The sequence below is a fragment of the Nocardioides humi genome (assembly GCF_006494775.1).
GTDB lineage: Bacteria > Actinomycetota > Actinomycetes > Propionibacteriales > Nocardioidaceae > Nocardioides > Nocardioides humi.
Genome location: NZ_CP041146.1, coordinates 2,497,537 through 2,523,486 on the forward strand (window position 1 = coordinate 2,497,537; position 25,950 = coordinate 2,523,486).

The following is a 25,950-nucleotide window of genomic DNA, read 5'->3' on the forward strand; positions in this document are numbered from 1 at the left end:
GGGGATGTCTCGCGCGGCCAAGCAGGTCAAGCAGGTCAAGCAGGTCAAGCGGTTGGACCGGGTGATCATCCGGTTCGCGGGTGACTCCGGTGATGGCATGCAGCTGACCGGTGACCGGTTCACGCAGGAGTCGGCGGTGTTCGGCAATGACTTGGTCACGTTGCCGAACTTCCCTGCCGAGATCCGCGCCCCGCAGGGCACGATCCCCGGGGTGTCGTCGTTTCAGATCCATTTCGCCGATCACGACATCCTCACCGCCGGGGACCGCCCGGATGTGCTGGTCGCGATGAACCCCGCCGCGTTGAAGGCCAATCTGGGTGATCTGCCGCGGGGGCGACGATCATCGTGGACACCCACGACTTCACCCAACGCAACCTGGACAAGGCCGGCTACGACTCCAACCCGCTGGACAAGCTCGGTGAGGTCGATGATGTGCTGGCGGGGTTCGCGGTGCAGCCGGTCGACCTGACCGGCATCACCATCGCGGCCGTGGCGGAGTTCGGGCTCTCGCGTAAGGACGCGGCACGGGCGAAGAACATGTTCGCGTTGGGGTTGTTGTCGTGGATGTACGGGCGCCCCACCGAACCCACGGTGGCGTTCTTGGAGCGCAAGTTCGCCAAGGTCCCCGCGATCTTGGGCGCGAACATCGCCGCATTCCGCGCGGGGTGGAACTACGGCGAGACCACCGAGACCTTCGTGGTCCAGTACGAGATCAAACCCGCCGTCATGCCCACCGGCACCTATAGGAACATCACCGGCAACCTCGCCCTGTCGTATGGGTTGGTTGCGGCCAGTGTTCGTGCCGGTGTACCGCTCTTCTTAGGCTCGTATCCGATCACCCCGGCCTCCGACATCCTCCACGAACTCTCCCGCCACAAGGGGTTCGGAGTCACCACCTTGCAGGCCGAGGACGAGATCGCCGGGATCGGCGCCGCGATCGGCGCCTCCTTCGCCGGCCAACTCGGCGTCACCACCACCTCAGGGCCCGGGATCGCGCTCAAGTCCGAAGCCATCGGACTCGCGGTCATGACCGAACTCCCCCTGGTGGTGGTCAACGTCCAACGCGGCGGCCCCTCCACGGGGTTGCCGACCAAGACCGAACAGGCCGACCTCCTCCAAGCCATGTACGGCCGCAACGGCGAAGCCCCCGTCCCCATCATCGCGCCCCAATCCCCCGGAGACTGCTTCGCCGCCGCCCTCGAAGCCGCCCGGATCGCGATCACCTACCGCACCCCCGTCTTCCTGCTCTCCGACGGGTATCTGGCCAACGGCTCCGAACCCTGGGCCATCCCCACCATCGACGACCTGCCGGTGATCGAACCGAACTTCGCCACCCCGGCCGACAAGGAGGCCAACAAGGATGGGGAGTTCTTGCCCTATCTGCGTGACGAGGCCACCCTCGCCCGCCCGTGGGCGCCGCCGGGTGTGGCCGGCCTGGAGCACCGCATCGGCGGACTGGAGAAGGCCGACATCACCGGCAACATCTCCTACGACCCGGCCAACCACGACCACATGGTCCGCCTGCGCGCCGCCAAGGTGCAGCGCATCGCCGACACCCTCCCCCCACTCGTGGTCGACGACCCCTCCGGTCCCCCAGGACAAGGCAAGGCGAAGGTGTTGGTGATCGGGTGGGGCTCCACCTACGGCCCCATCGGCGCCGCCTGCCGCCGCGTGCGCCGCGCCGGCAACCACGTGGCCCAAGTCCACCTACGCCACCTCAACCCGTTCCCGAACGACCTCGCAGACATCCTGCGCTCCTACGACAAGGTCCTGGTGCCCGAGATGAACCTCGGCCAGCTCTCCAAGATGCTGCGCGCGGAGTTCTTGGTCGATGCCCAGGGCTACAACCACGTCTACGGCCTCCCCCTCAAGGCCGCCGAGCTCGCCGAAGCCATCGGCATCCTGGTGGGCGAGGCCGAAGGCCGCGAGGTCGACCTCGGCGAACACGGAGTCATCGACGAACAAGGGCACCGTCTCAACCCACCCGCCGACCACGAGACCAGCCCAGAGGAGGCACCCGTCCGATGACGACCAACAACCTGGCAGACCTGCCCATGCCCGCACATCACACGGCGGGCACCGCCCTGGTGCCCCGGCTGGCCGAGGGCCAGACCCAGACCGGCAAGGACTTCTCCAGCGACCAAGAAGTCCGCTGGTGCCCCGGCTGCGGCGACTACGCCGTCCTCAAGGCCGTCCAGTCCTTCCTCCCCGACCTCGGACTAGCTCGGGAGAACATCGTCTTCGTCTCCGGGATCGGCTGCTCCTCGAGGTTTCCCTACTACCTCGACACCTACGGCATGCACTCCATCCACGGCCGCGCCCCCTCCATCGCCACCGGCATCGCAGTAGCCCGCGAGGACCTGTCCGTGTGGGTCGTCACCGGCGACGGCGACGCGCTGTCCATCGGCGGGAACCACCTCATCCACGCGCTGCGCCGCAACGTCAACATGACCATCCTGCTGTTCAACAACCGGATCTACGGCCTCACCAAAGGCCAGTACAGCCCCACGTCCGAGGTCGGGAAGATCACCAAATCCACCCCCACCGGATCCCTCGACCACCCCTTCAACCCCGTCTCCCTCGCCCTCGGCGCCGAAGCCACCTTCGTCGCCCGCACCATCGACTCCGACCGCAAACACCTCACCACCATCCTGCAAGCGGCCGCCGCCCACCGCGGCACCAGCCTGGTCGAGATCTACCAAAACTGCCCCATCTTCAACGACGGCGCCTTCGACGCCCTCAAGGGCATGGGCGAGCACAAGGACACCAAGGAACACGCGATCATCCCGCTGGTCCACGGCCAGCCCATCACCTTCGGCACCCGCGACGAGACCACCGGCCCACTCAACGGACTCGGCGACAAGGCCCTCATCCGCAGCGCCGCGGGCGGAGTCGAGGTCGCCGACACCACATCCGTCCCGATCGAACAGATCATCGTCCACGACGCACAGAACCCCGACCCGTCCACCGCGTTCGCGATCTCACGGCTCACCGACGCCGGCTACCTCAACCGCAGCCCCATCGGCATCTTCCGCCAGGTCCAGCGCCCCACCTACGACGACCAGGCCCGCGCCCAGGTCGCCACCGCCAGCGAGACCGCCACCACCCACGGCAGCCCCGAGGAACGCCTCACCGCCCTCATCAACGCCGGCGACACCTGGACCATCGACTGATCCGCTGGAGACAAGACCCAAAGTGCCCTCGCCGGCGTACGACGTGGGGGATCAGCGCCCGGGCTCGGGAAGGAACGTCCTCACGCCTGCATCGACCGACGTACCGCCGCCACATCGATGCGGCGCGCCGGCGTCAGAGTACCGCTGGCGACTGACCAAGGAGCCTGCGCAATGACGATCCGGTCGATGGACCATCCGTCATCAACCGTCGCGGCGACCTGGTCGAGCTGAATGCGGATCTTCTCGACGACTGCGGGGATCTGCGCCAGCTCCCGCTGGCTCGCAAAGTCGAGACCCCGGTTGCTCGTCCACCACGCCGCCCAGCCGAGATCGAGTTCGACGTAGGCAACGAGGGCCTGGGCGTGGCCTGCCTGCGGGTCGAAAAGTATCCTCCGGACCAGGTCGAGGCCCGCGACCCGCTCGCTGAGCGCGACAAGCGAGACCACCGCGCCGAGTTCGGTCATGTCGTGGACGCCGTGGGGCGGCACCAGGACGACACTCCCATCATCGACCATCGCAACGCAGGCGTACTCGAAGGAGTCGTTGCCTGTCACGATCCTGCATCGCCCGTCGCCGACCGGCTCCAGATCGACACCCGTCACGGGCCGCCAGCCCAGGCCCTCGTCGGCCAGGAGAACACCGCCTGCCGCCGCGTCGCCCCACACCCGAGACGGCTGCTCGCACGTCGCCCTGAAGAAGTTCGAGGTTTCCGCTCCCAGTGGCATACCTCCCAGTGCGACGACCTTGCGTACGCGGGACAGGCCGTGATGCCGCGCCAGGGGCCCGATGACCAGCAACCGCGTAGGCAGGGCGCTGAGCCGTGCACTCCACTCTCCGTGGCGACGCGCCGAGCTCGACAGTGCCTTGTCGATGACGGCTCTCCGCATTCGTCCGGACCGGAGCTGCCTCATCCGGGACTCCGAGCGTAGGGTGTAGATCGCATCCTCCGATCCGACCAGGACGGTCGGCCGGATCTCGGCGAGGTCGTGGGCCACGGATCCGACGGTCTCCGCGAAATGCAGCCGCGCGCGGGACAACACCGCCGCATACGCCGTGGCACTGCGGACGACCGTGTCAGCCATGGAGTCAAGGCACATCACCCGATCCGAAGACGAGAGCCCGAGGTACGACGCAGCCCGCTCGGCTCCCGCCCGGAGCCTGCCGGCCTTCACCTCGACGCCAACCCTCTCCTGCGTGACGCTCGTGAGGTCGATCGCGGCGATCCGCTCCCCCCTTCCGGTCGCACCATCGGCCCGATCAGGGCCATCCATGCCTGCCTGCGCTCTCGGTGAACGGCGTTCGACGGTGACCAGGGGTACGTCCGAGAGCTGGCGTGGGTCCAGGGGCCGGCTGAGGCCGACGGTATCCAGCACAAGGAACCCACGGAGCGTGGCTGAGTGCTCGGCGGAGAGGAGCAAGTCGATGTGCTCCTGATCGCCGCATACCGCGAGATCGACACCGTGCTGCCGGAGAAGTGCCGACAGCACGGACGGCCTCGTGCCCGGCAGAACCGGGAGGACTGTCGCGCCCCTTTCCTGAAGGGCAAAGTCGACCACCAGCCACTCCACGCAGTTGTCCGCGATGAGGGCGACCACCGTTCCCGCGGCGACGCCGTGCGAAGCGAGCTCGTCGGCCGTCTCTGCCACCATACGACGAAGGTCCGCCCAGCTGATGTCGATCCACCGCCCGAACCGCTTCTGGGCGACAGCCACCGAGTCGGGATGCGATCGTGCGTGGTCGCTGAGCGCCGATCCGACGGAAGCCCGCGGGAACGGCGGTGCGGACGCGGTCGAAAGGGATGTCATGGCTGATCTCCTTCGGTGGATACCGCAGTCGTCTGCTCGGCGCCGTCCGGGCGGCACCCAGATAGGCGCTGATCACGGCTGGGTCCCTCTGTACCTCGTCCGGTGAACCTTCGCTGATCTTGCGACCGAAGTTCAGGACCACGACGTGCTCGGCCAGTTGCATGACGACGCCCATGTCGTGTTCGACGAGGAGGACGGCGGTCTCGAGCTCCTGGCGAACAGCAAGGATGTAGGCGGACATCGCCTCCTTCTCGTCGAGCGTCATTCCGGCCATCGGCTCGTCGAGGAGAAGGAGCGTGGGCTCCTGGGCGATCACCCGCGCCATCTCGACACGCTTCTTCGTCCCGTACGAGAGATCGTCGACGCAGACGCCCCGCAGACTGGTCAGGTCGAGGAGACGGAGGATGTGCTCGACCCTGCCTCGGTTCGCGTCCTCGTCACGACGCACTGCCGACAACCCGAGCACCGTCGAGAGGATGCCGTGCCTGCCCTGCAGGTAGCGACCCGCCATGACGTTGTCGAGGACCGACTGTCCGGCGAGCACGACAGGAGTCTGGAAGGAGCGGGCCAACCCCATGCGCGCGATGCGATGCCGGGCGAGGCGGGTGATGGGAGCCCCGTCGAGCAGGATCTCGCCGGACGTTGGCCGGTAGGCGCCGGAGACACAGTTGAACATGCTGGTCTTCCCGGCGCCATTCGGCCCGATCAACGCGGTCAGGGACGCCGGCGCCACGTCGAACGACACCTCCGAGAGGGCATTCACGCCGCCGAACCGAAGGCTGACGTCGGACACGACCAGCTTGCTGGCGCTCGTCATGCCAACCACCTCTGCCGACGGCGGTGAATGCGGGCCTGTGCGAAGGAGCGCTCCGCCTCGCCAGGTGCACCGCCGAGGTACAGCTCCTGCACCTGCGGGTCGTCGCGAAGGGCCGCAGAGAGTCCCTGGTGCACCACTCTTCCGTTCTCGAGAATGTACGCCGAGTCGCAGAACTCGAGCGCAAGAGTGGCGTTCTGCTCGACCACCAACATCGACGTCGAGGTCTGCTCACGGATGGCGGCGAGGTCCTCGAAGATCCTGCGGGTGACGAGAGGGGCCAGGCCGAGGGAGATCTCGTCGAGCAGGATCAGCGAGGGATCAGCCATGAGTGCCCGCCCGATGGCCAACATCTGCTGCTCGCCACCGCTGAGCAGACCCGCAGCGGAGCGCCGCCGCTCACCGAGGATCGGGAACGTCTCGTAGACCCAGGATCGCGTCTCATCGGCGCCGGGGGTCGTTCGCGCGGCCGCCCCGACCTCCAGGTTCTCCTCGACCGTGAGACCCGAGAACATCAGGCGGCCCTCGGGGACGTGCGCAACCCCCAGCCGGGCGATGCTGTGGGACCCGAGACCGACGACGGGCCTGCCGTTGAACTCGACCTCACCGCCTGTCAGCGCGCCTCCATGGATGCCGAGCAGTCCCGCCACGGCGCGAATCGTGGTGGTCTTGCCGGCTCCGTTGGCACCGAGAAGCGCTACCGCGGATCCCCGGGCGACAGACAGGGACACACCCCGGAGAGCGGTGGCATTGCCGTAGGCACTCTCCACGCCATGGACGGCGAGAACCACATCGGGCTGGTGGTCTGCAGGCTGGCGGGATGTCACATCGGTCTCCAGACCCGATCTGTTCAATCGCGGTAGGGCCATGCCCGAACCGTCCTTCGCGTCGCAGTGAGAAAGCCGTTGAGGCCTTCGGGCCGGTAGCGCATGATCACGATGATCAGCAGGCCCAGCCCTAACGAGGCGACCTGGCTGGGATAGGTCACGAGCTTTTCCCCGATGAGCGGCGTGTCGGGACTCACCCGCAGCGAGAGGTTCTGCAGGGCATAGGGCGTCAACGTCCACACCAGCGCCCCCAGGACCGCCCCGCCGGTGGAGCCGATGCCCCCGAGGATGATCATGGCGAAGTATCCGAGGACGAACATCAGCGTGAAGCTCTCGTCAGTGATGATTCCGATGTAGAAGGCGTAGACCGCTCCGACCGCACTGACCACGAATGACGACGCAGAGAAGGCGCGAAGCTTGGCTGCGCTCACATTCACGCCCATCGAGCCAGCTGCCACCTCGTGGTCCCGCACCGAGATGAAGGCGCGGCCATGCCGGGATCTCATGAGGTTCCGGATCGCGAGCGCAAGCGCCACCACGCAGACCGCGAGGACGAAGAACCACCGCTCATCGGAGTCCAGGGCCCACGGCCCGATCGAGACCTCCGTATAGATGACACCTCCGGGCCCGAAGAACTCGAGCTGGTACTTCTGGAACAGGAAGATCGCGATGAAGTGCAGGGCGAGCGTGGCCAGCATGAGATAGAGCCCCGACAGGCGCAGGCTCGGCAGGCCGACCAGCACCCCCACCAGCGCTCCCACCAGACCAGCGAGCAGGACGATGAGCGGGAAGGAAAGATCCCAGTTGCTCTGACAGACGGCGGCGACCACCCCTCCGACACAGAAGAAGGCGGCATGTCCGGTAGAGATGAGGCCGGTCTGGCCGACGAGGAAGTTCAACGCCATCGCAGCCAGCACGGCGATCAGGCCGACATTGATCTGAGCCATCCCGATCCCGAGCAACTGGTCGTTGGTGAAGTAGTAACCGAGGAGGAACCGGTCGCCGAACACGCGGGGTACCGCCAAGACGGCGAGGATCGCCAACGCATAGCCGAGCACATGGAGTGGACTCCGGATCAGGGCCCGCTCCTGCGAGTAGCGTGTCGTCAGGCGACGCTGCACTCCGAGGGCAGCCATCAGACTCGCACCACCGTTCTTTTGCCGAGGATTCCTTCAGGGCGGAGCAGAAGGACCAGGAGCAGGACCGCGAAGGTCACCGGCGTGCTCGCTCCGCGACCCAGATAGCCGCTGCCCAGCTGCCCGATCACGCCGATCAGAAGACCGCCGACGACAGCGCCCGGGATGCTACGGATGCCTCCGAGAACCGCGGCCGGGAACGCGAGCAGTCCAATGGCGGTCAGCCCGACGGAGACGATCTGGAGATTGGCCAGCAGGATGCCGCCGATCGTCGCCAACACCGTGGCGATCACAATGGCGATGACGAACATCCGACCCGTGTTGATGCCCACGACCGCAGCTGCCTCGGGATTCTCGGCCACGGCCCGCATGTGCAGTCCCAGCTTCGTGAATCGGAAGAAGGCGCCGAACGCGGCGATCGACAGGGCAGCCACCGCGATAATGGTCAGGTCGATGGACGACATGCGGACCCCACCGACGTTGATGACGTGTGCAGGAAGTGTGGACGGGAAGGTGTAGGTGTGCGGTCCCCAGAGAATCACGACCAGCGACTGCAGGATCAGGCTGAGCGCGATCGTGACCATGATCATCGTGAGAAGAGGACTGCCGATCATGGGACGTAGCAGGAACCGATAGATGACCAGCCCGAGCACTGCCGCAAGCAGCAGCGCCACGGGCGTGGCCACCCAGATCGAGACCCCCAGAACGGTGAGCGATCCGAGACACAGGTAGGCGCCAACCATCACCAGGTCACCCTGCGCGAAGTTGAACACGTCGGTCGACTTGAACATGAGGACGAAGCCCAGGGCGACGATCCCGAGGATCGAGCCGACTGCCAGACCACTGACGAGTAGCTGCACGAACTGCGTCATCCTGATCGCTCCCGTTTCCCGGCTTGGCTACTTGGTGTACTGGTGGACGATGAATCCCTCGTAGTCCGAGAACTCGCCCAGCGTCTCGAAGGTCTCGGTCGCGTAGTCGTACTTCATCGGACGAAGGCCGGAGGCGCCCCCGTGGTTCTCCGCGCTGTAGCGGATGCTTGAGCTCAGTCCCAGCGTGTCCAGATCGCTGATGCCCTCCAGCGCGTCACGGAACGACTCACGTGTCGGATCGTCGCCGGCACCCTTGAGCGCCTCTTCCAGCACCATCCCTGCCACATAGCCTTGGGTGAAGGTCGACGCACTGATGTCGTCCTCGCCGAATCCGGCTGCCTCCGCGTCCTCGAGGAGCTGCTTCGTTCCTTCGACCTCGAGAGTGCTGGGCGTCGACCACTGCACGAATTCGAACAGGTTGCCCACTTCAGGGTCCAGCCCCTGGTACGCCGCGTAGCTGCCCGTGGGCGTGATTCCGATGACAGGCATCTCCGTGCCGAACTTCGCCTGAGCCTTCATCAGGAGGTTCACATTGCCGGCGCCTCCGTGGTAGACGACGAAGTCCGGCTTCATGGAGATCAGCTTCTGGACAATGGCGTCGCCAGTGGTCTCCGTCGGCGGGAAGGCCACCGCTCCGGCGTACTCCACCCCCTCGACAGCGCGCTCCTCGACCAGCTCCTCGACTTCGATGCCGGTGGCCGCACCGTTGTCGACCACGGCGACGCGGGGCGTGTCCGATCCGACCTTCTCCTTACCGTGAGCCAAGATCACGTCGACCTGGTCGGCGTAGCTCGGAGCCATCCCGAACACATAGGGATTGAACGGCACGAGCGACTCCTTGGTAGTCAGCAAGCCGGTGACCACGGGAATCTCGTCCTTGGCGGCCAGGGGAGCGACTGCCGACTGAGGGCCACCACTTCCTAGCCCGAAGATGGCGAGCGAGGGGGTTTGGGACTCGAGACTCTTGTACGCCGTGACGCCAACTGCGGCGTCGAACTTGTCGTCCTTCACGACCACCTTGACCTTGCGTCCATCCACGCCGCCAGCGTCGTTGAGACGCTTCACGTATGCCTCGAAACCGTGTTGCCACGGCAGCTGGTCGGAGGCCGTCGGTCCACTTCCGTCGACCATGACCCCGATCGTCACCTCATCCTTGCTCACACCTTCGTTGTTCGCACCGCCCGAGCCGCCACCACAGGCGGTAAGGCTCGCGGCCGCGGCCACTGCGGCGAAGGCACCGGTCCAGAATCGCTTGCTCATGTGCACTGGTTCCTCTGGTCAGTGGGGACCTGGTCAACCGAGAACTTGCCTCAGTCCCCCGTCTTCATTGACATCCGTCGGCCGAGTACCGGCGGGCCGCTCGCCGAGCGCTGCCGCTGACGTTTGGCGGTACCGGCGACAGTGTGACGTCGGCAACACCATCATTGTCAACAGCTATGTTGAAGTCAACCCCTTGGTCCTGACTACAGGAACGGATATGAGGCGCGCGATAGCGCAAAGGGCGCGCCACAGGGGGTCAACGTTATGGTTGACAACCACCGCCGCTGGCCGCGCCCACCGGCCCTCGACTCGCGTCAGAGCGTGCATTCCGCGTCGACGGTGGGGATGATGTCGCCTCACGCTCATCGCCGGTCATGGCGTTCCCGCTGCGGAGAGTTCCGAGTCGCTTGGCGCCGTATCGCGACCGGGACCAAGCTCGACGTCTCGCAGGGCTGCCACGATCTGGAGTGCGAGGAAGGTCGAGTAGACACGACCGTCGACCAGAGACCCGCCCATGATCCAGAGGCCGGGCTGGGCCGTGCGCTGCCACATGTTCCTCATGATGTGGTTCTCGTCGAACCCCCAGATGGGACCGACCAGGTCCGCGACGCTGTCGCCCATCAGCCGGCGAACGCCCTCCTGCTGGTTCAGATAGCCCGTGGCGAGAACCACGAGGTCTGCGTCGAGCGACGTGCCGTCGGCCAGTCGCAGACCATCCTCGGCGAAGCTCGCGATGTCGGCGGCCTGCACCAACGGGATCTCTCCCGCGCTGATGAGATCGGAGCAGCCGACGTTGATGTAGTACCCACCGCCCTGCCGGAGGTACTTCATGTGGAAGCCGGTTCCGTCCGGCCCGTAGTCGGTCCGGAACCCAACCCGCTCCAGGCCGTCGATCAACTCGGAGTCGAGCTCGCATGTCTTCCGGGTCAGCCACTGGTAGCTCGTCTGCAGCACGGGATAGGGAATGGACGCCGTGATGAGATCGATCGACTCGATGTCGGGATGCTCGGAGTAGACCGCATAGACCATGGTGCCGCTGGGCTTGAGGCTCACCACACAGGTCGGACTCCGCTGCACCATCGCCACAGGCACGCCATGGGCGTGGAGGTCCTGTGCGACGTCGTGACCGCTGTTGCCCGTACCCACCACGATCGCCCGGCGGCCGGCATACGCAGATCCGCTCGAGTACCTGCTCGAGTGGATCACCTCGCCCTGAAAGCGGGAAAGGCCCTCGATCTCGGGGATGTGGGGGATGCTGCTCGCGCCGCCGGTCGCGAGCACCACGTGCGGGACGGTCAACGATCGCGGCTCATGTCCCGCACGCCTCACTTCGACCCGCCAGGTCCGAGCCTCGGCATCGTACTCCGCCGATGCCGCTTCGGCCGACGTCCATACGTTCAGCTCCATCGCCTCGGCGTAGTACTCCAGCCAACCGGCGAGCTTGTCCTTGGGCATGAACGTCGGCCATGTCGGCGGGAACGGCATGTACGGCAGACTGTTGGCCCACACCTCGTTGTGCAGGGTCAGCGAGTGGTAGCGCTCGCGCCAGTTGTCGCCGACGCGCGGCGTCTTCTCGACCACCAGCACGTCGACTCCCTGGGCGACGAGCCGCGCGGCGAGGATCAGCCCTGACTGGCCGCCACCGATGACGAGCACCTCCGGGTCGCGGTCCAGGTACTCGCGATCGAGGTTCCGCCTGTCCAGCCAGTTGGGCCCCGAGAACGTCTGGGAGTACTCGAGACCCTCCGGCCGGTGCGGACCGATCCGCTCCTCGTAGCCGTTCAGCTCCTGGAGAGCGGTCAGGATGGTCCATGCCTTGGCAGGACCCGGCTCCGCGTCGACCAGACGCACGAAGGCGGTGCCTCGGCCCACCCGGGTGTCGAAGTCGAAGAATCCCTCGACGACGTCTCGAGCAGACCGGCGCACACACCTGGGTTGGATCCGGTCGGACGACGGACGGATGTTCGAGAGCCCAACGCCTGGGAACGCGTCCACGAGAGCCAGCCCGATCTCGGTAGACCCCTGGAACGTCCGGAAGCCGCCGGTCAGCGCCAGCATGTCCTTCAGATATCCGTCGGGCTCGACCAACTCTCCCACCATGTGCAGGTCGCCATCAGCGACCGCGGGCGTGAACGCAGAGAGCCACTGCTCGAAGACGCGCTGCGCGCGCTCTGCTGTCGGATCGGTCGACGTCATCTGGAGCCTCCTCCTCGTCGCTCGCCGCGTGGCGAGCCCACTCGTTCCATCGTCGGCCGACCGACGACCTTCTGTCAACATTGTCGTTGATCGTCTGGATCACACCTTTTCACCTTCGCGTAGGCATGAGAGCAGTTTTCTTCACGGCGGCTCCGTGGCAGCGTTCAACGCATGAGTTGACCTTCTCTGTGCGCAGGGATAGCGTGCCCGTCAATACCGCCCAGCTGTGAGGAGCTCATCCATGTCGGATCTGCGCAACCGCGTCGCGCTGGTGACCGGGGCCGCTCGCGGCCAGGGGCGGAGTCACGCCGTGCGCCTCGCCGAGGCCGGGGCGAACATCATCGCCCTCGACATCTGCGCGGACATCGACACGGCGGACTACGGACTCGGCACCGAGGAGGATCTGGCCGAGACCGAGGCCCAGATCCGGGACACGGGTCGGCAGGTCGTGGCCACGCGCGCCGACACCCGCGATCAGGCGGCGCTCGAGCAAGCCGTGGCCGACGGGGTCGCAGAGCTGGGCAGGCTCGACATCGTCGTGGCCAACGCGGGGATCCTGACCTACGGCAAGGATCGCCCGGCAGCGCGATTCCGGGACGCGATCGAGGTGAACCTGATCGGCACCTGGAACACCCTGGAGGCATCGGTTCCGCACATTGTCGCCGGCGGCCGAGGCGGCGCCGTCGTGATCACCGGTTCCACCAACGGCACCTCGGGCAAGGCCTCGGAGGTGAGCGCAGGTGCTCGCGGCTATACCGCGAGCAAGCATGGCCTGGTGGGCCTCATGCGCAGCTACGCACTGGCGTTGGGCAGCGAGTCGATCCGCGTCAGCATGGTCAGTCCCACCGGTGTCAATACTCCGATGGTCTCCCTCGGGGGGAGTCGTCGATGGCGCAACGAGTGCAGGAAGTGCCGTGGGACATGTCGAATGTGCTGCCGGTTCCACTGATCGAGGCCAGCGACGTGAGCGCCGCCGTCGCCTGGCTGGTATCCGACGAGGCGCGGTACGTGACGGGCGTGAACCTGGCGGTCGACGCCGGCTGCGCACTGAAGTAGCGGGGAGCCGTCAAGCATGCGGCCGAGCCGGCCGGCCCCGCGGGCAGGAGGGCCTGATGAACGGATCTGTGATATCTGAGATCGCTTGATGAGTTGTCAGGCTGGAAGGATGTCGCAGTGCCCAAGCCCTATCCCCGCGAGTTCTGTGAGGACGTTGTCCGGGTTTCTCCGAACCGCGGTCCTGGTGTGACACTCGCGCAGATCGCGACCGACTTGGGTCCATGAGATGACGATCTCGAAGTGACTGCGTCCAGCACTGCTGCGCCTGGCTCGCCAACCCGGTCACCGATAGCGAACTTGGGGAGGCCTACCTCCGAAACGGGATCTTCGACGCACACCGCGAGGACCCCGAGCTCGGCTACCGGCTCCTGTTCGACGAGGTCACCCGACGCAGGACACGTCGTGTCGGAGCGGACGGTGTGGAAGATCTGCTCGACCAACGAGTGGTGGTGCGTGTTCGGCAAGAAGGTCCGCAGCAAGAAGGGTCGGCCCGGCGCTCCCGCACACGAGGATCTGGTCCGTCGTCAGTTCACCGTGACCGGCCCCAACAGGGCATAGTTGACCGACATCTCCGAGCATCCGACCGCGGTCGGTCAGCTCTGAACCTGCGCGGTCAAGGACGTGTGGTCCAACCGGATCATGTGCTACTCCATCGATTCCCGGAAGAGTTCTCAACTCGCACTCGACGCCCTCGGATCGGCTGTCGCCCGACGCGGCGCCCGGGTGGTCGGATTCACGCTGTCACTCTGATCGTGGAGGCCAGCGTCGAAGCCGGAAACTGCAGCAGTCGCTGCGGCGTCACCAGATGGTTGGCTCGATGGGGCAGGTCGGCCCAGCCGGCGACGACGCCACCATGGCGAGCTTCTTCAGCCTGCTCCAACGCAACGTCTCGGACCGGCACAAGCGAACCAACCGGGAGAACCCCCGGATCCCGATCGTGACCTGAATCGAGCGAACCTGCCACCACCGCCGACGCCAGGCACGACTCGGTCGATTGACGCCCATCGAGTACGAAGCCATCATGACCACGCTGGCCGACCAGACCGCGTGACCGACTGTCACAATCAGTGCAGCAGTCCCGGACACCGAGGAGGTGGCTTGACCATGCCATGGACGTGGCTGGCGGGAGATCGACGGGTCGACACTCAGACGACCTGCATGAGGCGAAGCGCCTGCTTCGGACAGCGGTCCACCGCCTCGGCCGCCTCTGCCCGCGTCACATCGTCGTCAGGCTGACGTCGAACGGACACGACATCGTCGTCGCCCACCTGGAAGATGGTGGGCGCCAGCATCTCGCAGACCGCGGCTCCCTCGCACACCAACTCGTCGACGACGATGTGCTCGTCCGGACTCACAGCCGCACCTGCATCGACTTAATGCCGTTGATGTGCATCGACCGCAGCGGTCTGGGTTCCTCCGTCACGGTGGCGCCGGGGAACCGACGAAGCAGCTCCTGGAACAGCGCCGAGATCTCCCGGCGTGCGATATTGGCGCCGAGACAGAAGTGCGGACCGCCTCCTCCGAAGCTCTGATGGAGATTGGGATCGCGCTCGATGCGGAAGAGGTGAGGGTCGGGGAAGCGCTCGGGGTCGCGATTCGCGGCGGCGAACCATGTCGCGACCTTCTGACCCTTGCGCATATGGACGCCCTTGAAGTCGATGTCGTTCATCAGAACCCGTGACTGATTCCGCACCGGCGTCGACCATCGGAGCAGCTCCTCGGTCGCAGTCGGCGACCACCTCTCTGGGTCCGACGCGAACCTCTCCTTCTCCTCGGGAAACTCCGAGAATGCGTGCATGCCGTGGGCGACCGTCGTGCTGGTGGTCTCGTTACCCGCCACGATCAGCAACGCGAAGTAGCCACCGAGTTCTTCTCGAGTCAGTCGCTGCCCGTCCACCTCGACCTGAACCAGCTCGGAGATGAGGTCCTCCCGTGGGGAACGCTCACGTTCCTCGGCGAGGGCGAGGCCATAGTCGCGAAGCGCGACCATGGCCTTGGTGCCCTCCTCGGGGGAGAACATGAAGTCTGGATCCTGCTCACCCATGGTGAGCTCGGTCCAACGGATCAGGTCGTCGCGATCCGCTTGGTCGACACCCATGATGTCGCAGATGATCTGTGCTGGCAGCGGCCGCGCGATGTCGGTGATGAAGTCGACCTCCTCACCCGTCGAGAATCTGCCGACCACGGCCTTCGCCTGTTCGCGGATGTACTCGTCCATCTTGGCTACCTGGCGCGGCGTGAAGCCCTTGCTGACCAGTCGGCGGAACCGCGTGTGCTCTGGAGGGTCCATCTCGATCATCGCGTTGCTGCCCGGCCGGACCTTGCCCTGGTCGGCGTCGTGGTGGGCGCGGGTGCCGTACCGGCTCGTGAAGTTCTGCCAGTCGCGAGTGACCTCACGGATGTCGTCATAGTCGACGAACGACCAGAACCCCTTGCCACACTCCGGGTGCTCGTGCCAGGCGATCGGCCGCTCGCGGCGCAGGATCTCCAAAGCGGCCCACCGATCCGACCGCAGCCAGAAGTCCGGGTCGGCCAGGTTGATCTCGTCGACCGAGAGGTCGGTCTCCGGAACATAGGTCGTCGTCATGCTTCACCTCGGTGAGATCGGTGGGACCGGCCTGGTTGCGAACCCCAACGTAACCAACACCACATCGGCCGTCAACTGCTGTGTTGATTCCTAAGCGCGAACGCCATGCCCATCGAGAGCCGGTGGTGGAGAACCGCTCTTCAACGCCGTCGTTGACGCAGCGCTGGACTGATGTCAGACTCAATCGCCGGCCACTCGACCTACGGAGGAACGATGAGCAGCGCCACCGCAGACAGGACGACCACGGATGTCGTGGCGTCCCTGCCCAGGAAGATGTTCATCGGAGGTTCGTGGCTGGATCCCCACTCCGAGCAGACACTGCCGGTCCTCAACCCAGCGACCGGCGCCGTGCTCTGCGACGTCCCCGCAGGGGATGCGTCCGACGTGGATGCTGCGGTGTCCGCCGCCCGGGCAGCCTTCGACGGGCCGTGGCAAACGTGGCGCCCCTATGATCGGCAGCGGCTGCTCCTGCGCCTGGCCGACCTGTTCGAGGAGAACGTGGAGGAGATCGCCCGGCTCGAGACCATGGACATGGGCGCTCCGCTCTCGCGCACCCGGATGACATCCGATCGTTGCGTCCGGCTGCTGAGGTGGTACGCCGCCAACTCGGTGCTGCTGCACGGGGAGACGATCCGGAACTCAGCGACGGACCAGGACTTCCTCACCTACACCGCACGGGAGCCGGTCGGCGTCGTGGGCGCCATCGTCCCGTGGAACGCACCGATGGTGATGTGCGTCTGGAAGGCCGGCCCGGCTCTTGCCACGGGCTGCACGATCGTTATCAAGCCCGCGGAGGAGGCACCGCTCGCACCTCTGTACTTCGCCGAGATGTGTCGGCAGGCCGGTGTGCCCGACGGCGTGGTGAACGTCGTGACGGGAGACGGGGAGACCGCAGGCGCCGCGCTGGCCGCCCACTCGGGAGTGGACAAGGTATCGTTCACCGGCTCCACGACCGTGGGGCGTGCCATCGTCCAGGCCTCGGCGGCGAACCTGAAACGCGTGACACTCGAACTGGGTGGCAAGTCCCCGGACATCGTGCTGAGGGACGCCGATCTCGACAAGGCCGTCCCCGGAGCCGCGATGGCGGTCTTCGCCAACAGTGGGCAGATCTGCAGTGCCGGCACGCGACTCTTCGTGGAGGAGTCCGTCTACGATGAGTTCGTCGAGCGACTGGCAGCGTTCGCCGACGATGTGGTCGTCGCCGACGGATTCGACGTCGATGCACAGATCGGCCCCGTCATCTCTGCCAGCCAGCTCAACCGCATCCGCGGATACCTCGAGAACGCGTCGACGGAGGGAGCGCGGACCGTGACCGGCGGCATCGATGACGAGCAGAACTCCCGCAGCGGAGGCTTCTTCGTGCGGCCGACCGTCTTCGCGGACGTGAAGGACGACATGCGGATCGCCCGGGAGGAGATCTTCGGGCCGGTGATCTCCGCCCTTCGCTTCACCGACATCGACGAGGTCGCACATCGAGCCAACCAGCTGCCCTACGGCCTCGGCGCCGGGGTGTGGACCCGCGACATCGGACACGCACACAGGCTCGCCGACCGCCTGCGGTCGGGAACGGTGTGGGTCAACTGCTATCAGCGAATGGACCCCGCCGTACCCTTTGGTGGGTTCAAGGAGAGCGGTTACGGCCGCGAGGGTGGAAAGGAGCAGTTCGATGACTACCTCAACACCAAGGCCGTCTGGATCAGCACGGACGGTGGGTGAGATGAACAGGACGGTGCTCACGTGAGCCAGATCGCCAGGCGACGGGCCGCTGCGGCAGCGTCCGCGGAGTCCAACCCCGCGTATGCCGAGAGGGTTCGGCTGATCCGGCAGGCCGCCAGCAAGGTCTTCCACGAGAAGGGCTTCCACGGCACCAAGCTCAACGACGTCGCGGAAGAGGCAGGCGTGGACCGGGCTTCCCTCTACTACTACGTCGGCTCGAAGGAGCAGCTGTTCCGCGACGTGGTCGCCGAGGCCGTGACAGGCAACATCGACAAGGCGGAGACACTCGTCGCCTCGGATCTGCCTGCACCCGAGAAGCTCTCTCGGCTGGTGAAGGATCTGATGGACTCCTTCGACCGTCACTACCCCTTCATGTACGTCTTCGTGCAGGAGGACATGACCAAGCTGACGGCCGACGACAACAACGAGGGCGACTGGCTGACCGCCGCGCGTGAATGGAACGCGCGCTACTTCAAGGCCGTACGCCAGATCATCCTCGACGGAATCAACGACGGAAGCATCAAGACAGCGCTGCCCGCCGGTGTCGTGGCCAACTGCGTCATCGGGATGATCAACTCCTCGAGTCGGTGGTACCGGCCCGAGGGACTCATGGATGCCTTCGAGATCGGCGAAGGGCTCTCGGACATCCTTCTGTCCGGGCTGGCCCGCTGATCCTCGCGCCGACGTGCTCGTCGAGGCTGGGGCAGGATGCGCGGGCCCGAGGATCGGGAGTTCGCGTCCGTGCAGGCTTCCTCTCGTGGTGCGCGCTGCGGTCTCAACCGGCCTTGTGGACATCGACGCCCGCACGCGCGACGCCGGCGAGCGGGTCGTAGGCCTTCCCCAACGAGTTCCAGATCATCCACAGCACGTTGTCGATGTCATCGATGACGGCGCCATGAGCCGGAGCCACCAGTTTCGGCGGATACGTCTCGAGGAGAGTCTGGAACCGATCGAGAAGCAGGTCGAACTTCACGAAATGGGTCCAGTACAGCGCGGCTTTCGTGATCCACAGGATCTGGTCGTCTGCCGGTGGCGTGCCGAGCTCGCTCGCGAAGAGGTTGCATTCACCTTCGAGATGAGTCGGCCGGTCGTCGCCTTCGAGGGGCGGCTGATGGGAGTAAGCGAACCCGTCGGCAACGAACAGAACGCCCGTCGACCGCTCGTAGCCCCACACCGTGCTGGGCAGATCCTTGACGATCGCGTCGAGGAAGACGAACCGATGGGAACCGAGATCGATCTCGTCTCCGATGGCGAATTCTACCAACCGGTCCGCATAGCTCGGGAAGTACAGCGGATAGTCGCGCACGTCGCCGGCGAGCTTCGCCGCTGGATACTTCTCGAGCAGGCGGACCACATTCCCGCAGTGCGCGATCTCGGGGTGGGACGGCACGATGAAGTCGACCGGGCGATCGCCCAGCATGGCGTCCAGGCGACCCTCCACCTGAGACCATTGGATCGGCGTGCCGGTGTCGTAGAGAAGGACGCCTTCGGACCCGACGATCAGGAAGGGAGCCACATGCAGGTGCGTCGTGACCCCCGACAGGGGCATCACCAGACACTCCGTGATCCACCACACGCCCGGCGCGATCTCGCGAGGCTCACTCGTGGCCGTCGACTCGGGACTCTCTTCGCTTTGCGTTGTCATCCTCACTGACCCCTCTCTTCCAGAACCTCGACCACCAGGTCGACGTGTCGCTTCACCACATCAGCTCCTCTGAGCACCTGACCACGTGCCGGGGCGATGACCTCCACCTCGTGACTGCTGAAGAAGTTGCGCAGGTCCTCGGTCAGTGCGCGTTTGTCCGCGAGTGGCAACCACCAGAACGAGGCATGGAGGTGCGCGCGGACGTCGTCGACGGTGATGCGGTCGTCCGCACCCGAGTCGATCGCGATCGAGTCACGCCTGTTGTCGTCGAGGATGCCGTGCGAGAACGCATCCGAGGTGAAGACCACCTTCGACCTGGCATCGTATCCCCAGTAGGTCGAAAGGATCCGCAGCGACGGCTTGTAGATCTCCAGCCGAGACTCCTCCGGGGTCCGCTCCACCACGATCGGCCGAACCCGGTCGCTCTCGACCGACATGGCTTCTTCGAACTGGTCGAAGCGATTGCGCATCCCGCCCGTGAAGATCTCCTGCACATCGTATTTCGCGATGATGCGGCCCAGATTCCCCACGGAGTCGAACTGCGCGCGACTCAGGAATATCTTGAGCGCCTGGTCCTTCGAGATCAACTGCTGCAAACCGGCCATGACGCCCTGTTCGACCGCCGGAAGGCCGGGGTCGATCAGGAGCGTATCGCCATCGACAAAGACATAGGTATTGGCAGGCTGCCAGCCCTTGTCGACCGGGCTCCAGCTGGCTCGGCCGTCCATCTCCACCAGACCTCCAACCGCGAAGAGCGTCCGAGGAACGACCTCGAAGGGCTCGGCGTATGCGTCGACGGACGTGGATGACGTTGTCGTCACCATCGGATCCTTTCTCGTTCCTTGTCAGTTCTGTCCCGGAGCGCCATGTCGATCGATCCGACTTCTCTCGGCGAATGTGCGGGCTCCATCGTGGGAGTCCCGGGTCGACTTCATCAGCAGATTGGCGTCCCGTGCGATCCGGATCGCCTGGTCGTAGGTACCCTCGCTCACGCGATAGAAGAGCTCCTTGGTCATCTGTACGGACGACCTGCTGCGGCCGGCAAGCTCCCGGGCGTAGGAGAGCGTCTCGGCCAGGAGGCGATCATCGGGCACCACACGATTCACCATCGAGAGCCGGGTGGCCTCGGCCGCGTCGATCCTTCGACCACTCAACAGCAACTCCATGGCCGGCTTGCGGCCGACCACCCGAACGAGGTTCGCCATCACCAGCGCCGCAACCTGACCGCGCAGCACCTCGGGATAGCCGAACGTCGCCGACTCGGCGGCGAAGACCAGGTCGCACGACAGCGCCAGCCCGCAGCCGCCAGCGAGCGCATGGCCGTTCACGGCCGCGATGACAGGGGTCGTCATCTGGACCAGCGCCAGATGCACGTTCATCGACTGATCGGTTCGAGCGCGCGTGACGAAGAAGTCGTCCTGGTCGTGCTGCGCGGACATCTCCTTGAGGTCGGCACCCGCACAGAAGGACGGGCCGGCCCCGGTCAGTACCACCATCCCGACGTCCGGATCCGCCTCCACTGCCCACAGGGCCGCCGAGAGCTCACCGAGCAACCGGCTGTCGAGTGCGTTGCGTGCTTCCGGCCGGTTGAGCGTCACTGTCGCAACGCCGGCCTCGACCTCGACCACGACCACGACCGTCACGAGCTGACACCCGCCGATGGCTGCGGCTCGGCACCCAGACGCGCCGTCCGACCAGGCAGCTCACGTCCGACCAGCTCGGCACAGAACCTGGATATGCGCACTGCGTCCTGGAGACGCACGCCCGTGGCGATTCCGCTTCGTTCGCACAGACTGATCAGGTCCTCGGTGCACAGGTTCCCCGAGGCATCCTTCGTGTACGGCGACCCGCCCAGGCCGCCCATCGCGGAGTCGAATCGCGTCACACCGGCATCCATGGCCGCCACCGTGTTCGCAAGAGCACTTCCGCGACTGTCGTGGAGGTGCAGCGCGACCGGAAGCTCGGGGTACTCCGCAGTCAGCGCGGACACCCACTTCAGGATCTGAGGAGGCACGGCCTCCCCACTGGTGTCACCCAACGTCACGCTCGAGACCCCCTGGTCGACCAGCCGGCCGGCGATCTGCAGCACCACGTCGAGCGACACGGTGTCGCCATAGGGACTCCCGAAGGCGTTGGCGATCGTGCCGATCACCGGAAGACCGCCGTCGACAGCGACGGACACGGCCTCGAGGACACCCGCGAGGGCCTCCTCCCTACCGCGACGGACGTTCTTGCGGCTCGCCTCGTCACTGGCCGAGACGAACACCGACACCGCGTCGACGCCAGCCTCCACCGCTCGGGCCGCGCCCTTCGCGTTGGGAACCGAAACGTCGAGCACCACACCCGGCCGGCGCCGTACGCGCTGCAACACCTCTGCACCGTCAGCCATCTGGGGTACGGCGGTCGGGCTGACGAACGACGTCACGTTCACATGGGTGAAGCCAGCATCGACCAGCATCTCCGTGAGCGCGACCTTGTCACTCGTGGCCACGATCCGCGGCTCGGCCTGAAGACCGTCGCGAGGCGTTACCTCCCGGATGTGGATGGCAGGGGGTTGCCGCATCGCAAGCTCGCTTCTCATGTCTGGGGATCAGTAGCTGCGCGGGAGTCCGAGCACCCGCTCACTGACGTAGTTGAGGATCATCTGGTTGTTGACCGGCGCAATCCGCTGGAGCCGGGCCTCCATCCAGTACCGGCCAACGTGGTATTCGCGGGCGAACGAGTAGCCCCCATGCGTCTGCATCGCGCTGTCGGCCGCGAAGTACGCCGCCTCCGAGGCGAGCCATTTGGCGGTGTTGGCCGCAGTACCCTGCTCCGCGACTGACGCGTCTCGGTCGAACAGGTCCACCGCCTCACGCACCATTGCGGCCGCCGCACGCAACTGCATGAAGGCGGCAGCCAACGGGTGCTGGACCGACTGGTTCATCCCGATAGGGCGATCGAAGACGACTCGCTGCCTCGCGTAGTCGACCGCCGTCTCCAGCGACCAGCGCCCGAACCCCACGGACTCGGCGGCGATCATCATCCGCTCGCCATTCAGCCCGTCGAGCAGATAGCGGAAGCCCTCTCCCTCGCTCCCCACCAGATCGGAGGCCTCGACAACGACGTCGTCGAAGTAGATCTCGTTGGAGTCCACGGCGTTGCGCCCGATCTTCCGAATCGGCTGGATGCGTACGCCGGGAGCCGACAGATCGACGAGGATCAGGCTCACCCCGTCTGTCTTGCGGGCGGACTGCTCCCGCGGCGCCGTCCTCACCAGCAGCAGGACCTTCTCGGCCTCCTGCGCTCCCGAGATCCACACCTTCTGACCGTTGACGACGTACTTGTCGCCCTCCCGTCGGGCGAAGGTGGTGATCCTCGTGCTGTCGGTGCCGGCATTGGGCTCCGTGACCCCGAAGGAGACCCGCATCTCGCCCGCGGCGATCCGGGGGAGGTACTTGCGGCGGAACTCCTCGTCGGCGTGGGCGACGATGGCATGGAGGCTGATCATCGAGGTGTGCACGGTGCTGCAGGCGTTCAGACCACCGCCCGCGGCCGCGACCTCCTCCAGCACGGCACACGCATCGCCGATCGAGCCACCGCCGCCGCCGTACTGCTCGGGAATGGTCAGTCCCAGATAGCCCGCCTTCGCGAAGGCCTCAAAGAAGTCCCAGGCGAACTCGTGGTCGGCGTCGTGCTTCTCCCAGTACGTCTCGTCGAACCGGGAACAGAGCTGGCGCACCGCTCGGCGCAGGTCGTTGTGACCCGTGGTCGTCTGGATGTTGAGCATGACGGTGATCGGACCCATCTCTCGAAGTACACGGCACTGCGAACGTTATCAACAAGTCCGTTGATGTCAATCGCCGCCAGACATCTCGCTGGATTGGAGCAACCTGCGGACATTGGACAATCGACTGTCAACGAGTATGTTGAGCAGGTGTCCATCCCAGGCTCAGTTCCCCTCACCCCAACGGCGGTGGCGATCACCGGTGGCGCCGGCGGCATCGGGCGTGCGATCGCACGCCGGGTCATCGCCGACGGCGAGCGCGCCGTCCTCCTAGACCTGCGCGGCGCAGACATCGACGACGCGCTGCTCGAACTCGGCGACAACTCCCACGGAGTGGTGTGCGACGTCACCGATCCCCACGCCGTCGCCGAGGCTGCGGTCCACGTGAACACCGAGCTCGGACCGGTGCGCGCGGTCGTGGCGGCGGCCGGCTGGGCCCAGCGCGGCGCGTTCCTCGGCTCACCGTCGTCCCTGTGGCAGCGGATACTCGACGTGAACCTGTTGGGCGTCATGAACGTCACCGAGGCGTTCGCGGCCTCCCTCCTCGAGTACGGCGAGAACGCGCGGCTGGTGTTCGTGAGTTCCGACGCCGCACGCATCGGAGTGCGGGACCTGGCGGTGTATGCCGCGGCGAAGGCCGGCGTCAACGGGTTCGCCCGGTCCTTCGCCCTCGAGACGGCCCGAGCCGGGCTCACCGTGAACGTCGTGAGCGCCGGGAGCACCGACGCGCCGATGCTAACAGAGGCGTACACACCCGAGGAGATCGAGAAGCGTCAGCGCGCGAATCCCGTCGGCCGCCTGGCCTCCCCTGACGACATCGCGTCGGCGGTGGCCCACTTCCTGCGCTCGGACGCGAGCTATCTCACTGGCCAGATCCTGAGCGTCAACGGCGGAACCTTCCGACCTTGCTGATCACACAAAGGAGCAGAAGATGAACACCCCGATTCCCGGGCTCGACGACATCCTGTTCACGACGGACGACGGCGTGGGGCGGATCACCATCAATCGCCCCGAGGTGCTCAACGCCCTTCGGCGCCAGACGTACGTGGAGCTGCTCGCCGCCATGGATGCGTGTGCGGACGACCACGAGATCGGCGTCGTCATCATCACCGGCGCGGGCGACCGGTCCTTCTGCTCGGGCGGCGACGTACGTGGGCAGCGCACTCGACGCCCCGAGGAGGGTCGCTCCCACATGCGTACGCTTCTCAAGCTCGGCGAGTCGATCCGTACGTGCGGCAAGCCCGTCCTCGCCTCGGTGAACGGCTACGCGATCGGCTCGGGCCACGAGCTGCACCTCATGTGCGACCTCACGATCGCCGCAGACACGGCACGATTCGGTCAGGTGGGACCGCGCGTTGGGGGACTGCCGTTCTGGGGCGCCGTACAGATGCTGCCACGAACCGTCGGCGAGAAGCGCGCGAGAGAGATCCTCTTCCTCTGTGAGCAGTACACCGCCGACGAGGCTCTCGCCATGGGGCTGGTCAACAAGGTGGTGCCCCTCTCCGAGCTCGCGGCCGAGACCGATGCCATGGCCCAGCGAATCCTCGATCTCAGCCCGCGGTCCCTGCGGCTGCTGAAGATGCTGGTCAACCACGGATCGGACCTGGACCATCCCACCTACGCCATGGGAGCGGAGCTTCTCGCATCGACGTTCGGCGACGACGAGAATCTGGAGGGCATCAACGCCTTCCTGGAGAAGCGCGAGCCAGACTACCGGAAGTTCAGAAGACGATGAGTGGCCAGAGAGCCCGCGCGATCTCCTCGGCGTGCGGCGAAAGCCTCGATCCCGAAGGCTTGGCCGACCTCGTGGTCCACGCGGCCCGAGTCCTGCGCCGGGCCCGGCTGGCCGTCCCGGAGCTCCCAGGAGCCAGGGTCTTGTCAATCCTCGACGAGGTTGGCACGGCGACCATCAACGAGCTGGCGATCGGCGACGGTGTCGCGCAACCGACGATGTCGGAAGCAGTCGCATCCCTGGCAGACCGACAGCTGGTGGAACGCGCGACCGACCCCGATGACGCGCGAGTGCGCAGGGTCCGGATCACTCAACGCGGCCGCCAGGCTCTGATGACCTACCGGCGACAGCTGGGCAATGCCCTGGCACAGCAGGCCCACGGTGCAGGCATCACTGCCGAGGAGGTCCGCCGGCACGGGTCGGCTCTCCGGCGACTCGCCGACGCTTGGGAACATCCGCAGAGCGAACCACGTCCCTGACCTCTCCGGCTTCCCCGACCTCTCTGGCTCACGGCTGGTCCGCGCGGAGCATCACGTAGAGGCCCTCAGCATCGGGCGCAAACCCGTCTCGCCGTCACGAATCGTGGCGTCGACGTACGTCTTCCGGCCGACGGATCTCCTGATGCGTGCCTCGATCTGGAGCGGCCTGTTCAGCGGCGCGATTGCGCGGAAGTTGACGTGCAGGTATGCCGTGCGCGACCTCCCAGATGTCCGCCGCTCGACCACTTCGCCACAGACCTCGTCCAGCAGCGAGGCCACGATTCCGCCGTGTGCCGCGCCGTTGCCGCCGAGGAAGCACTCCGAGAACTGGGCTGTCCCCCGGAGGGCGCCGGTCGCCTACACCTCCGAGGTGGCCTCGGGCAACATCACGTTGCCGTGGGAGGGCAGCTCTGCCGTGTGGCCGAACCTGTGCACTCCGGGCGCCCTTCGCGCATCGAGAAGCACAGCCGTCAAGTCGTTCCAGCTCCTCTCGCAACCACCACCGCTGCGCCTCGTCCGGGTCTGCTCCGGAGAAGGCGTCCAGGAAGGTCCTGGCCGCGACCGCGAGCGATCGATACGACTCGACCTCATTGGGGCGACAGTCCCGACTCGCCGCGGCCTGGCCACGACACCGTCCTTCCTCCGGGTCGGTGGTGCCGTCTTCCTCGCGTCGTTGCTGTCTGGCGCACTCACCGGCTTCGCCGTGATCTCCCTGATCTCGGGAGGGCTCACCGAGAACGTCTCCGTGGCCGTGGTGGTCGTGGCGAACTGCTGCGGGATCGCCATGCGCCTGGCCACCGGCTGGTGGATCGACCGGTCGGGGCGTGACCCCCACGATCCGGTCGCGATCCTCATGGTGCTCGGAGGTGGCGGCACCGCGTTGCTG

Annotated in this window: 23 protein-coding genes and 3 pseudogenes; 11 read left to right on the forward strand and 15 right to left on the reverse strand. The window is 66.1% G+C overall.

Annotation, left to right across the window (positions count from 1 at the left end):
- Nucleotides 1–4: 4 nt before the first annotated feature.
- Together FIV44_RS12250 and FIV44_RS12255 are read left to right on the forward strand one after the other, a co-directional pair.
- Nucleotides 5–2,028 (forward strand): annotated as a pseudogene (locus FIV44_RS12250) (2-oxoacid:acceptor oxidoreductase subunit alpha).
- Nucleotides 2,025–3,173 (forward strand): 2-oxoacid:ferredoxin oxidoreductase subunit beta, encoded by a 1,149-nt coding sequence (locus FIV44_RS12255; protein ID WP_181411132.1) that lies wholly within the window; start codon nt 2,025–2,027, stop codon nt 3,171–3,173. The pseudogene FIV44_RS12250 and the gene FIV44_RS12255 overlap by 4 nt, the downstream one beginning before the upstream one ends.
- A gap of 80 nt (nt 3,174–3,253) precedes the next feature.
- On the opposite strand, the gene FIV44_RS32140 is transcribed toward FIV44_RS12255, so the two are convergent.
- From FIV44_RS32140 to FIV44_RS12290, 7 genes and pseudogenes are all read right to left on the reverse strand, one after another.
- Entirely contained in the window at nt 3,254–4,978 is a 1,725-nt protein-coding gene (locus FIV44_RS32140) for an AMP-binding protein (RefSeq protein WP_141004677.1), read from the reverse strand.
- A gap of 58 nt (nt 4,979–5,036) precedes the next feature.
- Nucleotides 5,037–5,795 (reverse strand): annotated as a pseudogene (locus tag FIV44_RS34040) (ABC transporter ATP-binding protein); the annotation flags it as partial.
- Complete coding sequence (locus FIV44_RS12270; protein WP_246086932.1) at nt 5,792–6,583, reverse strand: ABC transporter ATP-binding protein; 792 nt, start codon at nt 6,581–6,583, stop codon at nt 5,792–5,794. The pseudogene FIV44_RS34040 and the gene FIV44_RS12270, both read right to left, overlap by 4 nt.
- Before the next feature lie 59 nt (nt 6,584–6,642).
- A complete protein-coding gene (locus FIV44_RS12275; protein WP_141004679.1) occupies nt 6,643–7,755 on the reverse strand; it encodes a branched-chain amino acid ABC transporter permease in 1,113 nt (370 codons plus the stop codon).
- Nucleotides 7,755–8,627: a branched-chain amino acid ABC transporter permease gene (locus FIV44_RS12280; protein ID WP_141004680.1), complete on the reverse strand. Its 873-nt coding sequence runs from the start codon at nt 8,625–8,627 to the stop codon at nt 7,755–7,757. The genes FIV44_RS12275 and FIV44_RS12280 overlap by 1 nt, the downstream gene beginning before the upstream one ends.
- Before the next feature lie 27 nt (nt 8,628–8,654).
- A complete protein-coding gene (locus FIV44_RS12285; protein ID WP_141004681.1) occupies nt 8,655–9,887 on the reverse strand; it encodes an ABC transporter substrate-binding protein in 1,233 nt (410 codons plus the stop codon).
- A gap of 372 nt (nt 9,888–10,259) precedes the next feature.
- Nucleotides 10,260–12,083, reverse strand: coding sequence for a flavin-containing monooxygenase (locus FIV44_RS12290; RefSeq protein ID WP_141004682.1), 1,824 nt, complete (start codon nt 12,081–12,083; stop codon nt 10,260–10,262).
- 241 nt (nt 12,084–12,324) lie between these two features.
- On the opposite strand from FIV44_RS12290, the gene FIV44_RS12295 reads away from it, so the two are divergent.
- The 4 genes from FIV44_RS12295 to FIV44_RS33175 all read left to right on the forward strand — a co-directional run bounded on the left by FIV44_RS12295 (nt 12,325) and on the right by FIV44_RS33175 (nt 14,085).
- On the forward strand, nt 12,325–13,032 hold the full coding sequence (locus FIV44_RS12295; protein ID WP_219996419.1) for an SDR family NAD(P)-dependent oxidoreductase: 708 nt from the start codon (nt 12,325–12,327) through the stop codon (nt 13,030–13,032).
- Entirely contained in the window at nt 13,005–13,139 is a 135-nt protein-coding gene (locus tag FIV44_RS31330; protein ID WP_219996420.1) for an SDR family oxidoreductase, read from the forward strand. The genes FIV44_RS12295 and FIV44_RS31330 overlap by 28 nt, the downstream gene beginning before the upstream one ends.
- A 402-nt stretch (nt 13,140–13,541) precedes the next feature.
- Nucleotides 13,542–13,697 carry a hypothetical protein gene (locus tag FIV44_RS30445; protein WP_181411134.1) on the forward strand — a complete coding sequence of 52 codons (156 nt, stop codon included), beginning with the start codon at nt 13,542–13,544 and terminating at the stop codon, nt 13,695–13,697.
- 259 nt (nt 13,698–13,956) lie between these two features.
- Nucleotides 13,957–14,085 carry a hypothetical protein gene (locus FIV44_RS33175; RefSeq protein WP_281285844.1) on the forward strand — a complete coding sequence of 43 codons (129 nt, stop codon included), beginning with the start codon at nt 13,957–13,959 and terminating at the stop codon, nt 14,083–14,085.
- Between the two features lie 199 nt (nt 14,086–14,284).
- On the opposite strand, the gene FIV44_RS12305 is transcribed toward FIV44_RS33175, so the two are convergent.
- Both FIV44_RS12305 and FIV44_RS12310 read right to left on the reverse strand, forming a co-directional pair.
- Complete coding sequence (locus FIV44_RS12305) at nt 14,285–14,494, reverse strand: ferredoxin (RefSeq protein ID WP_219996421.1); 210 nt, start codon at nt 14,492–14,494, stop codon at nt 14,285–14,287.
- Nucleotides 14,491–15,726 carry a cytochrome P450 gene (locus FIV44_RS12310; protein WP_141004683.1) on the reverse strand — a complete coding sequence of 412 codons (1,236 nt, stop codon included), beginning with the start codon at nt 15,724–15,726 and terminating at the stop codon, nt 14,491–14,493. Before FIV44_RS12310 ends, FIV44_RS12305 begins: the two co-directional genes overlap by 4 nt.
- Nucleotides 15,727–15,939: 213 nt before the next feature.
- Between FIV44_RS12310 and FIV44_RS12315 the strand changes: the two genes are divergently transcribed.
- Together FIV44_RS12315 and FIV44_RS12320 are read left to right on the forward strand one after the other, a co-directional pair.
- Nucleotides 15,940–17,442 carry an aldehyde dehydrogenase family protein gene (locus FIV44_RS12315; protein WP_219996422.1) on the forward strand — a complete coding sequence of 501 codons (1,503 nt, stop codon included), beginning with the start codon at nt 15,940–15,942 and terminating at the stop codon, nt 17,440–17,442.
- Nucleotides 17,443–17,463: 21 nt separating this feature from the next.
- Complete coding sequence (locus tag FIV44_RS12320) at nt 17,464–18,114, forward strand: TetR/AcrR family transcriptional regulator (RefSeq protein ID WP_141004684.1); 651 nt, start codon at nt 17,464–17,466, stop codon at nt 18,112–18,114.
- A 103-nt stretch (nt 18,115–18,217) separates the two neighbouring features.
- On the opposite strand, the gene FIV44_RS12325 is transcribed toward FIV44_RS12320, so the two are convergent.
- The 5 genes from FIV44_RS12325 to FIV44_RS12345 all read right to left on the reverse strand — a co-directional run bounded on the left by FIV44_RS12325 (nt 18,218) and on the right by FIV44_RS12345 (nt 22,874).
- Entirely contained in the window at nt 18,218–18,991 is a 774-nt protein-coding gene (locus tag FIV44_RS12325; RefSeq protein ID WP_246087023.1) for an MBL fold metallo-hydrolase, read from the reverse strand.
- Nucleotides 18,992–19,089: 98 nt separating this feature from the next.
- Entirely contained in the window at nt 19,090–19,821 is a 732-nt protein-coding gene (locus FIV44_RS12330) for a hypothetical protein (RefSeq protein ID WP_141004686.1), read from the reverse strand.
- 111 nt (nt 19,822–19,932) lie between these two features.
- A complete protein-coding gene (locus FIV44_RS12335) occupies nt 19,933–20,715 on the reverse strand; it encodes an enoyl-CoA hydratase/isomerase family protein (protein WP_181411136.1) in 783 nt (260 codons plus the stop codon).
- 11 nt (nt 20,716–20,726) lie between these two features.
- On the reverse strand, nt 20,727–21,668 hold the full coding sequence (locus FIV44_RS12340) for a hydroxymethylglutaryl-CoA lyase (protein WP_141004688.1): 942 nt from the start codon (nt 21,666–21,668) through the stop codon (nt 20,727–20,729).
- Between the two features lie 9 nt (nt 21,669–21,677).
- Complete coding sequence (locus tag FIV44_RS12345) at nt 21,678–22,874, reverse strand: acyl-CoA dehydrogenase family protein (RefSeq protein WP_219996423.1); 1,197 nt, start codon at nt 22,872–22,874, stop codon at nt 21,678–21,680.
- A 45-nt stretch (nt 22,875–22,919) separates the two neighbouring features.
- Here FIV44_RS12345 and FIV44_RS12350 point away from each other — a divergent pair, with 45 nt between their 5' ends.
- The 3 genes from FIV44_RS12350 to FIV44_RS34045 all read left to right on the forward strand — a co-directional run bounded on the left by FIV44_RS12350 (nt 22,920) and on the right by FIV44_RS34045 (nt 25,064).
- Nucleotides 22,920–23,765 (forward strand): SDR family NAD(P)-dependent oxidoreductase, encoded by an 846-nt coding sequence (locus FIV44_RS12350; RefSeq protein ID WP_141004689.1) that lies wholly within the window; start codon nt 22,920–22,922, stop codon nt 23,763–23,765.
- 73 nt (nt 23,766–23,838) lie between these two features.
- On the forward strand, nt 23,839–24,588 hold the full coding sequence (locus FIV44_RS12355) for an enoyl-CoA hydratase-related protein (protein ID WP_219996424.1): 750 nt from the start codon (nt 23,839–23,841) through the stop codon (nt 24,586–24,588).
- Nucleotides 24,585–25,064 carry a MarR family winged helix-turn-helix transcriptional regulator gene (locus FIV44_RS34045; protein ID WP_141004691.1) on the forward strand — a complete coding sequence of 160 codons (480 nt, stop codon included), beginning with the start codon at nt 24,585–24,587 and terminating at the stop codon, nt 25,062–25,064. Before FIV44_RS12355 ends, FIV44_RS34045 begins: the two co-directional genes overlap by 4 nt.
- Before the next feature lie 51 nt (nt 25,065–25,115).
- Here FIV44_RS34045 and FIV44_RS12365 read toward each other — a convergent pair.
- Nucleotides 25,116–25,355: pseudogene (locus tag FIV44_RS12365) on the reverse strand (PaaI family thioesterase); the annotation flags it as partial.
- Nucleotides 25,356–25,950: the final 595 nt, after the last annotated feature.

Bases quoted from the DNA above. Each gene is read 5' to 3' on its own strand.
- FIV44_RS12255 (WP_181411132.1), top strand. From the start codon at position 2,025: ATGACGACCAACAACCTGGCAGACCTGCCCATGCCCGCACATCACACG.
- FIV44_RS32140 (WP_141004677.1), bottom strand. From the start codon at position 4,978: ATGACATCCCTTTCGACCGCGTCCGCACCGCCGTTCCCGCGGGCTTCC.
- FIV44_RS12275 (WP_141004679.1), bottom strand. From the start codon at position 7,755: ATGGCTGCCCTCGGAGTGCAGCGTCGCCTGACGACACGCTACTCGCAG.
- FIV44_RS12280 (WP_141004680.1), bottom strand. From the start codon at position 8,627: ATGACGCAGTTCGTGCAGCTACTCGTCAGTGGTCTGGCAGTCGGCTCG.
- FIV44_RS12285 (WP_141004681.1), bottom strand. From the start codon at position 9,887: ATGAGCAAGCGATTCTGGACCGGTGCCTTCGCCGCAGTGGCCGCGGCC.
- FIV44_RS12290 (WP_141004682.1), bottom strand. From the start codon at position 12,083: ATGACGTCGACCGATCCGACAGCAGAGCGCGCGCAGCGCGTCTTCGAG.
- FIV44_RS12295 (WP_219996419.1), top strand. From the start codon at position 12,325: ATGTCGGATCTGCGCAACCGCGTCGCGCTGGTGACCGGGGCCGCTCGC.
- FIV44_RS31330 (WP_219996420.1), top strand. From the start codon at position 13,005: ATGTCGAATGTGCTGCCGGTTCCACTGATCGAGGCCAGCGACGTGAGC.
- FIV44_RS33175 (WP_281285844.1), top strand. From the start codon at position 13,957: ATGGGGCAGGTCGGCCCAGCCGGCGACGACGCCACCATGGCGAGCTTC.
- FIV44_RS12310 (WP_141004683.1), bottom strand. From the start codon at position 15,726: ATGACGACGACCTATGTTCCGGAGACCGACCTCTCGGTCGACGAGATC.
- FIV44_RS12315 (WP_219996422.1), top strand. From the start codon at position 15,940: ATGAGCAGCGCCACCGCAGACAGGACGACCACGGATGTCGTGGCGTCC.
- FIV44_RS12325 (WP_246087023.1), bottom strand. From the start codon at position 18,991: ATGCCCCTGTCGGGGGTCACGACGCACCTGCATGTGGCTCCCTTCCTG.
- FIV44_RS12340 (WP_141004688.1), bottom strand. From the start codon at position 21,668: ATGAGAAGCGAGCTTGCGATGCGGCAACCCCCTGCCATCCACATCCGG.
- FIV44_RS12345 (WP_219996423.1), bottom strand. From the start codon at position 22,874: ATGGGTCCGATCACCGTCATGCTCAACATCCAGACGACCACGGGTCAC.
- FIV44_RS12350 (WP_141004689.1), top strand. From the start codon at position 22,920: ATGTCAATCGCCGCCAGACATCTCGCTGGATTGGAGCAACCTGCGGAC.
- FIV44_RS34045 (WP_141004691.1), top strand. From the start codon at position 24,585: ATGAGTGGCCAGAGAGCCCGCGCGATCTCCTCGGCGTGCGGCGAAAGC.